Annotated in this window: 6 protein-coding genes and 1 pseudogene; 6 read left to right on the forward strand and 1 reads right to left on the reverse strand. The window is 38.6% G+C overall.

Features of this window, described 5'->3' with window-relative positions; genetic code table 11:
- The 5 genes and pseudogenes from SORDD24_RS11520 to SORDD24_RS01610 form a co-directional block, all read left to right on the forward strand.
- A pseudogene (locus SORDD24_RS11520) lies at nucleotides 1-217 on the forward strand (2-C-methyl-D-erythritol 4-phosphate cytidylyltransferase); the annotation flags it as partial.
- Entirely contained in the window at nucleotides 214-1,182 is a 969-nt protein-coding gene (locus tag SORDD24_RS01595) for a glycosyltransferase family 2 protein (RefSeq protein WP_196757255.1), read from the forward strand. The pseudogene SORDD24_RS11520 and the gene SORDD24_RS01595, both read left to right, overlap by 4 nt.
- 8 nt (nucleotides 1,183-1,190) lie before the next feature.
- Nucleotides 1,191-3,344 (forward strand): LicD family protein, encoded by a 2,154-nt coding sequence (locus SORDD24_RS01600; RefSeq protein ID WP_061406881.1) that lies wholly within the window; start codon nucleotides 1,191-1,193, stop codon nucleotides 3,342-3,344.
- Nucleotides 3,345-3,347: 3 nt separating this feature from the next.
- The gene (locus tag SORDD24_RS01605; RefSeq protein ID WP_061406884.1) at nucleotides 3,348-4,058 is read left to right on the forward strand and encodes a LicD family protein; all 711 of its coding nucleotides are present in this window, start codon (nucleotides 3,348-3,350) and stop codon (nucleotides 4,056-4,058) included.
- A 188-nt stretch (nucleotides 4,059-4,246) separates the two neighbouring features.
- The gene (locus SORDD24_RS01610; protein ID WP_061406886.1) at nucleotides 4,247-6,754 is read left to right on the forward strand and encodes an MBL fold metallo-hydrolase; all 2,508 of its coding nucleotides are present in this window, start codon (nucleotides 4,247-4,249) and stop codon (nucleotides 6,752-6,754) included.
- A 50-nt stretch (nucleotides 6,755-6,804) separates the two neighbouring features.
- Here SORDD24_RS01610 and SORDD24_RS01615 read toward each other — a convergent pair whose 3' ends face one another.
- Nucleotides 6,805-8,283 carry an oligosaccharide flippase family protein gene (locus SORDD24_RS01615; protein WP_061406888.1) on the reverse strand — a complete coding sequence of 493 codons (1,479 nt, stop codon included), beginning with the start codon at nucleotides 8,281-8,283 and terminating at the stop codon, nucleotides 6,805-6,807.
- A 122-nt stretch (nucleotides 8,284-8,405) separates the two neighbouring features.
- Here SORDD24_RS01615 and mecA point away from each other — a divergent pair.
- Nucleotides 8,406-9,021 (forward strand): adaptor protein MecA (gene mecA / locus SORDD24_RS01620; RefSeq protein ID WP_061406890.1); only part of this gene is annotated, 616 nt, incomplete at its 3' end.

The following is a 9,021-nucleotide window of genomic DNA, read 5'->3' on the forward strand; positions in this document are numbered from 1 at the left end:
AAACAAGTACCCAATCGCATCCTTTGAAGATAATCTCTTCTTGCCATTTGAAGGAACTGAGATGCCCATCCCCGTCGGCTATGATGCCTATCTCAGCACGGCTTTTGGGGATTATATGACACCACCATCAGCAGACAAGCAAGTGCCGCATCATGATGCCATTATAGCAGACATGGACAAGAGTTACACAGAGTACAAGGGAGAATACGGAGCATGATGAGAGAAAAAATAAGCGTTATCGTTCCAGTTTACAATGTAGAAGCCTATCTGGAGAAGTGTGTCGAATCCATTTTAAAACAGACCTATACCAACTTGGAAATTCTTCTTGTCAATGACGGCTCAACGGATTCTAGTGGAAAACTGTGTGATCAATTAGCTCAAAGAGATCAACGGATTCGTGTCATTCACAAGGAAAACGGTGGCTTGTCTGACGCTCGAAATAGAGGGATTGAAGAAGCAAGTTCTGATTTGATTGGTTTTATCGATAGTGATGACTACATTGATGAAGACATGTATGAAACCCTTTATCGTCAAATGTTAGAATCCAATGCTGATCTTTCTATGTGTGGACATTATGATGTCTACCACCAAATTCCAGAAAAGCAAGTTGCAGCGATTCAGACTTGGGAATTAGCTCCCCAAGAGGCCATTAAAATGGTCATGGAAGCTAAAATCCTCTCTGTCACAGCTGTCAATAAACTTTATAAAAAAGAACTTTTTGAACAACTACGATTTGAAATTGGCAAAATAGCAGAAGATGCCTTTATCATGATTGCCTTGATTCATCACTGTCGCAAGGTTGTCGCAACAAATGAGAAGAAATACTACTATGTTCACCGTGAAAATAGTATCACGACTCAAAAATTCTCCTTGAAATTCTTAAACGTTATTGAGGCTTATGAGCAAAACGCGACTATTATAAGAGAGAATTATCCTGAACTGGCAGATGTTGCAACCATGCGTTTAAACTGGGCTTACTTCTATGTATTGGATAGGCTCTTGGTTGATGCAGATTTCAAGGATAGGGTCTTAGAAGACCGTTTGATTGCCTATCTAAAGAAAAACACAAAGAACATTCTTTTAGATAGTCGTTTTACAAGAGCAAGAAAAGTGAGCTTTTTAGCTTTGTGCCTGAGTCGAAAATTGTATACGAAAATCTTGCTTGCACAAACTAAGCGTTAGGAGAAACAATGATTTCATTTATTGAAAAAAACTATTTTAAAATCAATCTGCTGTTTTTATCAGTTATATCTTTTTACTGTATGGCAGGCTTGATTGTCCCACTTCAGGCCATTTCGGCCAATAAATTTGTCACTCTTGGCATGACTCTCATGGGCGTTTTGTTGGGACTTTATAATTTCTTTATCAAAAAAGCCTATCTGACTGTCAGAAAAATTGAGTATTTGATTCTCTTTTTTATAATGAATATCCTGACCGCGGTCTTAGTTGTAAAGTATGGATTTTCAACAAACATAAAGAACTTAGTCGTCTTTTTCATCTATTTCTTTGCACTCTATCCTGTCTTTCAGTCTTTCACAGTGAAAAAAGCGCGTGTTCTATTTGATGTCTTCTTTTCAGTCATCACTGTCGCAAATACCCTAGGTGTTCTTGTCTCAATTTGGCAATTCTTCATGTTGCAAGGTTACCGCGTATTTGATTACAAGGGCTTATTGATCCGCCAAGGATTTGTAGAATCTCGTCTATTTGGGATCCTTGCCAGTCCCAACTATCTCTCTATTATTTCCTTGATGGTGATTATTTATTTGTGGATGCGCTTGTCACTCTACAATACCGTCCTTAAAACTCTGGCTATCTTATCAATTCTGCTAAATTTTGCTTATATTGTTTTGTCAGGTTCAAGGACAACCTATATCTGTTTGGTAGTCGTTGCTTTCTTATATGCTTTAATGACGGCTAACTGGACTAAAAAAGCTAAGTCACTTCTTACTGTTCTAGTGACAGTAGGATTGGTATTTGTCGGCTATAATGGTATCAAATATAGTAGCGATATTTACTTGAAAGCTCACTCAGCTCAAATCCAAAAAAACCAAGAAAATGGACAAAATGGGGACAATAATCTCTCTCTTGAGAGAACAGACACCAGCGAAGAAAATATCTCTAATAACCGTTTTGCTATTTGGCAGTCAACAGCTTCCTTTATCCCTAAACGTCCCTTATTTGGATATTCAGGTGGAAACTGGTATGAGTTAGGTAAAGAATATGATGCTTCAGCCTATATCATCAAACAACATTATCTTACTCACAACGGCTACCTTGAGTTGTTATTCTATGATGGTCTGACAGGTTTTATCCCGCTGGCTATCTTTATGCTTGCCTTCATTATTTCAAGTCTCAAGAAATATAAGAAAGACCTCCAAGAGGGTCGCCACAATCATGAATTGATTACCATTCTGTTGATGACTGTTGTTATTCTCATTTCTAACTTGTTCTTGAGTTCAACCTTCTATGGAATTTCTCTACAGGGTTGTATCTTGTTTGTGATTTCAGGTTACTATTTCTCTGTTCTCTATAAAAAAAGAGATGGCTACAGAAAGCTAGACGAAGCAGAGATCAAAGAAGTTGAACTAGGTGTCATGGATTATATCCACAATCTCTGTCAAAAAGAGAACATCAACTATTCACTGGCTTATGGAACCTTGCTGGGAGCAGTAAGACACAAGGGCTACATTCCTTGGGATGACGATATTGATATCTCCTTGAAACGCGATGAATACGATAAATTGTATCAAGCAATTTTGCAAGACAATGACCCAGTCTACAAAGTGGTTTCTTGGGAAAATGACGCTCGGTACCCTTACCCATTTTACCGAGTTTATGATGCGCGAACAGTCTATGATAACAACTATATCGAAAATGATATCGATTTAGGAATTTGTGTGGATGTTTTCCCATTTGACTATTATGCTGATGTTAACAAAGACATGGTAAAACTAGATACTTACCGTCGTTTATCAGTCTATACACTTTATGGCATCCATAATAAGAATGCGAAACTCAAGAATATCGTCCGATATCTACTTGTCCTTGTATTCCGTTTGACTCGGGTCAAAACTTGGAATAGAAAGATGAACATCCTATCTATGCAAGGAAAAGATGGAGACTTCATTGACTACCTCATGGAGAACAAAAGAGTTTCTACGAAGTTTGACAAGTCCTTCTTGGATACAACGATTGACAGTCCATTTGAAGATAGAGTTTACAAAATTCCTGTGGCCTATCAGCAAATCCTTTCTGCCATCTACGGAGATGACTTTATGGAAATTCCTCCCCTAGAAAAACGAGTGAAGCATGATGACTTCCTCGCTTATATAAAGGAGGGATAGGACGTGTTACAATGGTTAAAAAGAAGTTTAGCCAGCCTCTTAGGAGATAAGAAAGACCTGGTTAAAAACCTACCTATTATCAAGAGTTTAAATAAAAAAGCCAATATCGACTTAGATTCAAAGAGAAGCAATTTGCTCAAAGAAAACTTTGAAGATATTCTGAAGGCAATCTATCAATCGAATCTGAAATCCTATGATATCTGGTTAGACTTTGGGACTTTACTTGGTTTCTACAGGGAAAATGATTTGATTCCGCATGATTTAGATATGGACTTTGGGATTATTATCCCAGACTATGAAGCCTTTTTAAAGGATGAGAAAGTTCTTTTGGAGAAAGGCTTTGTTAGAAGCAAAGAGTTCTATTACAATGATAAGCTTGTAGAATTATCCTATAGTTACAAGGGCCTCAATGTGGATTTTATTGTCTATGATAAAAAGGAGAATGCCATCTCCTCAGATACTATTTTCTACATGACAAATGCCTTGGGAAATCCAACAAGATATGAAGTCTACCACTATGAATTACCCTTTACATCACTAAGTGAATGCAGTTTTAAAGAGATTCTAGTAAAAGTTCCAGAAAATACAAGAGAATACATCAGTCACTTGTATGGTGAGGATTTTGAAATCCCTAATACCCATTACAACTGGAAAGAAAATCCAATTTACAAACAAAGAGATGCTAAATTGGCTAAAGTACTTTTGAAAAAGTAAACTTGGAAATACAAGAAAAGAGGGGATGGTGAAGTTCTTCCTTGTTAACTCTAGTCCCTATTCTAGTGTAACAATCAGGCTTCTCCTTCCCTCTTTTTGTTTTATATTGATGGAAAGAAGCTAGAAAAGTTACTACCAGGATGAATCTTCCATCCTAGTTTCTGCTACTAAAGAAAGAAGTGGTTTATATGAAAAAGAATCAGATAAAAGAAACCCTTGTATTTATTTCCCTAGTCTTGTTGCTCGTCTCTGGATTCTTGACGCCAGCAGTTCAGGCAGATACTTCAAGCAATCGAATCCATTTTATCAATACCAAAGGAGTATCAGGAAGTGATGCCATTATTCTAGAAAGTAATGGTCACTATGCCTTGATTGATATGGGTGAAGACTATGATTTTCCAGATGGAAGTAATCCACGATATCCAAGTCGTGTAGGAATTAGTACAAACAATGAGTATGTATTAGAGGACAGACTGTTCAGACATATGCAACAGCTCGGTATTAAGAAACTTGACTTTATTCTAGGAACCCATGTCCATAGTGACCATATTGGATCTGCGGATGAAGTTCTGAAACGTTATCCTGTAGACAGATTTTATCTAAAGAGATACTCAGATGAGCGCATCACATCAAAATGGCGATTGTGGGACAATCTTTTTAATTATGACAATGCTGTCAAGACAGCTCTAGAGCGTGGTGTAACTCTTGTACAAGACATCACTGAGAAGGAAAGTCACTTCACTTTAGGTGACATGGATATTCAGCTATATAACTATAAAAACGAATATGACAGTGATGGCAAACTCAAGAGAGTTTATGATGATAATTCCAATTCGATTGTGGCAGTGGTTACCGTAGCGGGGAAAAAGATTTATCTCGGTGGTGACTTGGATAATGCTGAGGGGGCAGAGGATAAGTTAGGTCCTGAAATTGGTAAAGTGGATATGATGAAATGGAACCATCATTATGATGCCCACATTTCAAATACGATTCCTTTCTTAGACTCTTTATCTCCTAGTATGGTGGTACACACATCCGCAGCAGAAGCCAATCTTGCTACAACTAGAGACTATCTTAAGAAACATGGTATTGAGGTAGTTCATGCTTCTAGCCAGACTAAGGATGCAACAGTCTTTACAATTAGCAGAAGTGGTTTTACAAATGTGTCCGATTCACTACCTAATATTCCTACTGTTAGTGAAAGATGGTATAAAGAAGATGGTTATTGGAAATATCGTTTGTCTGATGATCAGATGGCAATCGGTTGGCGCAAAATAAATGGTATTTACTATTTCTTTAATGGGCAAGGACAAATGCAGGCAGGTAGATGGCTTCATTTGAACGACTCTCGTGAAAAACCTGATGGTAACTGGTATTATTTGAACAACAATGGACAAATGCAAGATACTGGCTGGTTTAAACACGATGGTACTTGGTATTATATTGCTTCAAGTGGAGCAAGGAGCTATAGTCAGTTAGTTGAAATTGATGGGCAAAAATATCTATTTGACAAAGATGGAAAGATGCTGACTGGCCTTCAGGTCTATAATGGTAAGAAGATGGTCTTTGCTAGTAGTGGTGCCCTGCTGTCGGAGGGCAAAGCATCATCTTGGCAAAAGATTGCCTCAAATTGGTACTATTATGATGAAGACGGTATTTTGACAGTTGGTAAGAAAGACATCAAAGGCAAAACTTACTACTTTGACAAAGAAGGTATCATGCAAACTGGCTGGGCCTTGGTAGATGGTAAATGGAACTACTTTGTGAATTCAGGCGCCATGCAAACTGGCTGGGTCAAGGACAAAGACATTTGGTTCTACCTTGATAAAGACGGCAATATGCTAACTGGAAATCAAGAAATCAATGCCTCTCGTTACTATTTCAAGGCAAGTGGTGCCATGCAAACTGGTTGGCAATGGCAGGACAAGGGTTGGCAGTATTATACTAGCTCTGGTGCCATGAAGACGGGCTGGTTAAAATCGGGCGAATCTTGGTATTATCTGGATTCAGAAACTGGTATCATGGCAGTCGGATCGCAAGAAATTAATGGAAAGAACTATTTCTTCAAGTCTTCAGGAATCATGCAAGTTGGTTGGCAGTGGGTAAATGATAGTTGGCATTATTATGCCACTTCAGGAGCTATGCAAATAGGCTGGCTTAAAGATGGGGACACTTGGTATTATCTGGATGCTAAGGAAGGAACCATGTTGGTCGGTCTGCATGCAGTAAATGGTGAACAGTACTACTTTAGCACTTCCGGTGCTATGCAGACAGGTTGGAAGTGGATTGATGGTCAGTATCGATACTTCCAAGCAAGTGGCGCCATGAAGACTGGCTGGATCAAAGATCAAGACAAGTGGTATTATCTTGAAAAAGAAAGTGGAACCATGTTGGTCGGTCTTCATACGGTGAATGCTCAGACCTACTATTTTGGTCCGAACGGAGCTATGCAAACGGGTTGGAAACAGCTTGATGGCAATTGGTACTATTTCCAAGCTGATGGTTCTTTGTTGAAGAACGCAACAACACCTGATGGTTACAAGGTAAACGAAGAAGGTATCTGGAAACAGGCTGTTGCTGCTGTAAATAGCGAGGCAGTCAAGCCAGAACAGAAACAAGAAACAAATTCTAATCTTGTTGAACAAGAAAAACAAGATTCAAATCCAGAAGCCAATGCTTCTGATAAGAAAGAATAAATAAGAAAACACCCTGCTGATAGATTTTTATCTATCAGTAGGGTGTTCTTTTAATTTCTTTTAAGCTTAGCAAGTACTAAGTCCAGAGCATAGTGGAGTGTTTTATCTTTGGCGATAAAGAGTGTCAAGAGATAATAGATACCACAAGCCGCAACAGTCGAGAGAACCATGAGAATCATGTTGAAGTTGACTGTGTAAGAGTTGACCTGGAAAAGGAATTTAAACACAAAATAAATAGGGATGAATCCAAGGGACACAATAGTATAGCGTGTTAGAGTAGCAAAGATTTCTTTCAAATCAATTAGGTGGTGTTTCTGGATAAAGCGAATTTCCAAGAGAACGACGATAGTCTCCGCAAGAATGGTCGTAGCGATATAGTACTCTGGTGCGAAAATATTATTGAAATACAAGAGGCAGTTGAAGAGGATATTGGCTCCGCCACCAAGGAAGTAAAAGGCAGTCAAGCGATTTTCGTGGTCATTGATAAAGATAATTTGTTTACCAAGGATCAACTCGATAGCCCAGATGATGGTACGAAAGGCGAAAACACTAGTCACGATTCCAGCTTCGAGGTATTTTTCAGAAGAGTAGATAACTGCCGCGTAGCTCCCTAATACCATAATCCCAATACTGGTTGGAACGATGAGGAAGTAAAAGAGGGCAGCCCCTTGATTCAGAAGACTCTTATAGGAGGTGTAGTCTTTCTTACCGAGATAGTAGCCGAGACGTGGGATGCTCACATTGAGAGCCCCACTTAAGACACTGGCTATCAGCATGACAATGCTGGAAGCAATAGTGTAGTAAGAAATGTAGTTTTCATCGGGTCCCTTGGTGATAAACATTCTATCAAGCAAGGTATAGAGCATGTTGGCGTTCGCTAGGAGAAGCATAGTCAAGAGCGGTTTAGATGCTTTGATTAATTCCACAAGACCAATTTTGACAAAGGAAACTTCTCTCTTGATCCAAAGAAAACTGAGCAGGTAGTTTAGGATAGTGGTTGCTGTCATAACGATAGCATAAGGAACGATATCATCTGCAGTTTTAACAAAGGTAAAGATAGCAACCAGCATGGCAATCCGAATAATCAATGTCTTGTAGAGGATGAAGGCATAGTTTTCATAAGCCTCGTTCATCCATTCGATATTGAGGAATTGGAAGAGTGCCTGAGCTCCTAGGATGTAGTAAAGGACTTTCAGGTTCACAATGCTGGTGTCGAAGAAGATAAAGAGGAAGTAGATACCAGTCGTCAGGAGAGAAGTGAAAACCGAAATATAAAACAACTTAGAAAAGACATAGTTGATTTTATTCTTGTCGTCCTTAACCTTACTGATAGCACGAATCCCGTAGTTGTATATTCCAAAGGCTGCTAGTGGAATGACAAAGCTGGCCCAGGTATTGGCGGTATTGAAGTAACCGTAGTTGGATTTGCTGAGAATTCGCGTCAGATAAGGGTTGGTTATCAGAGGAAAAACGATATTGAGAATATTGACCAGCAAGCTGGCCAATGCATTGACTTTTATATTTTTCATTGAACTTTCTTTCTTAAATCTAAAATCATATCTAGTATTATATCACATTCTCGCTTCATTCTTTTGATAAAATCGTAAAAATCTAGTATAATAGATAGACTGAAAGTATGAGGTTACTAGATATGAAGATGAAACAAATTAGTGATACAACACTGAAAATCACGATGACTTTAGATGATTTGATGGATCGGGGAATGGAGATTGCAGACTTTCTCGTTCCTCAGGAAAAAACAGAAGAATTTTTCTATGCGATTTTAGATGAATTAGAGATGCCAGACAATTTCTTGGATAGTGGCATGTTGAGTTTTCGTGTAACACCAAAACCAGATAAGGTGGATGTCTTTGTGACCAAGTCCAAGATTGACCAAAATTTGGATTTTGAAGATTTGGCGGATCTACCAGACATGGAAGAATTAGCCCAAATGTCGCCAGATGAATTTCTCAAGACACTAGAAAAGAGTATCGCAGAGAAAACCAAGGATGATATTGAGGCTATTCAATCCCTAGAGCAAGTCGAGGCTAAGGAAGAAGAGTTGGAGCAAGCGAACAAGGAGACTGAGAGCAAGAAGGAACCTTATATCTACTATATCTTGCGTTTCGCAAATCTTGCTGACCTAGTTGCTTTTGCAAAGACGGTTAACTACCAGATGGAAACATCTGAACTCTATAAGATGAATGACCACTATTATTTGACAATCTTAGTTGATGTGGAAAACCATCCTAGTCCATATCCAGCCT

Origin of the sequence: Streptococcus oralis, from assembly GCF_001579175.1 — a bacterium.
Taxonomy (GTDB): domain Bacteria; phylum Bacillota; class Bacilli; order Lactobacillales; family Streptococcaceae; genus Streptococcus; species Streptococcus oralis_O.

Bases quoted from the DNA above. Each gene is read 5' to 3' on its own strand.
- SORDD24_RS01595 (WP_196757255.1), top strand. From the start codon at position 214: ATGATGAGAGAAAAAATAAGCGTTATCGTTCCAGTTTACAATGTAGAA.
- SORDD24_RS01600 (WP_061406881.1), top strand. From the start codon at position 1,191: ATGATTTCATTTATTGAAAAAAACTATTTTAAAATCAATCTGCTGTTT.
- SORDD24_RS01610 (WP_061406886.1), top strand. From the start codon at position 4,247: ATGAAAAAGAATCAGATAAAAGAAACCCTTGTATTTATTTCCCTAGTC.
- SORDD24_RS01615 (WP_061406888.1), bottom strand. From the start codon at position 8,283: ATGAAAAATATAAAAGTCAATGCATTGGCCAGCTTGCTGGTCAATATT.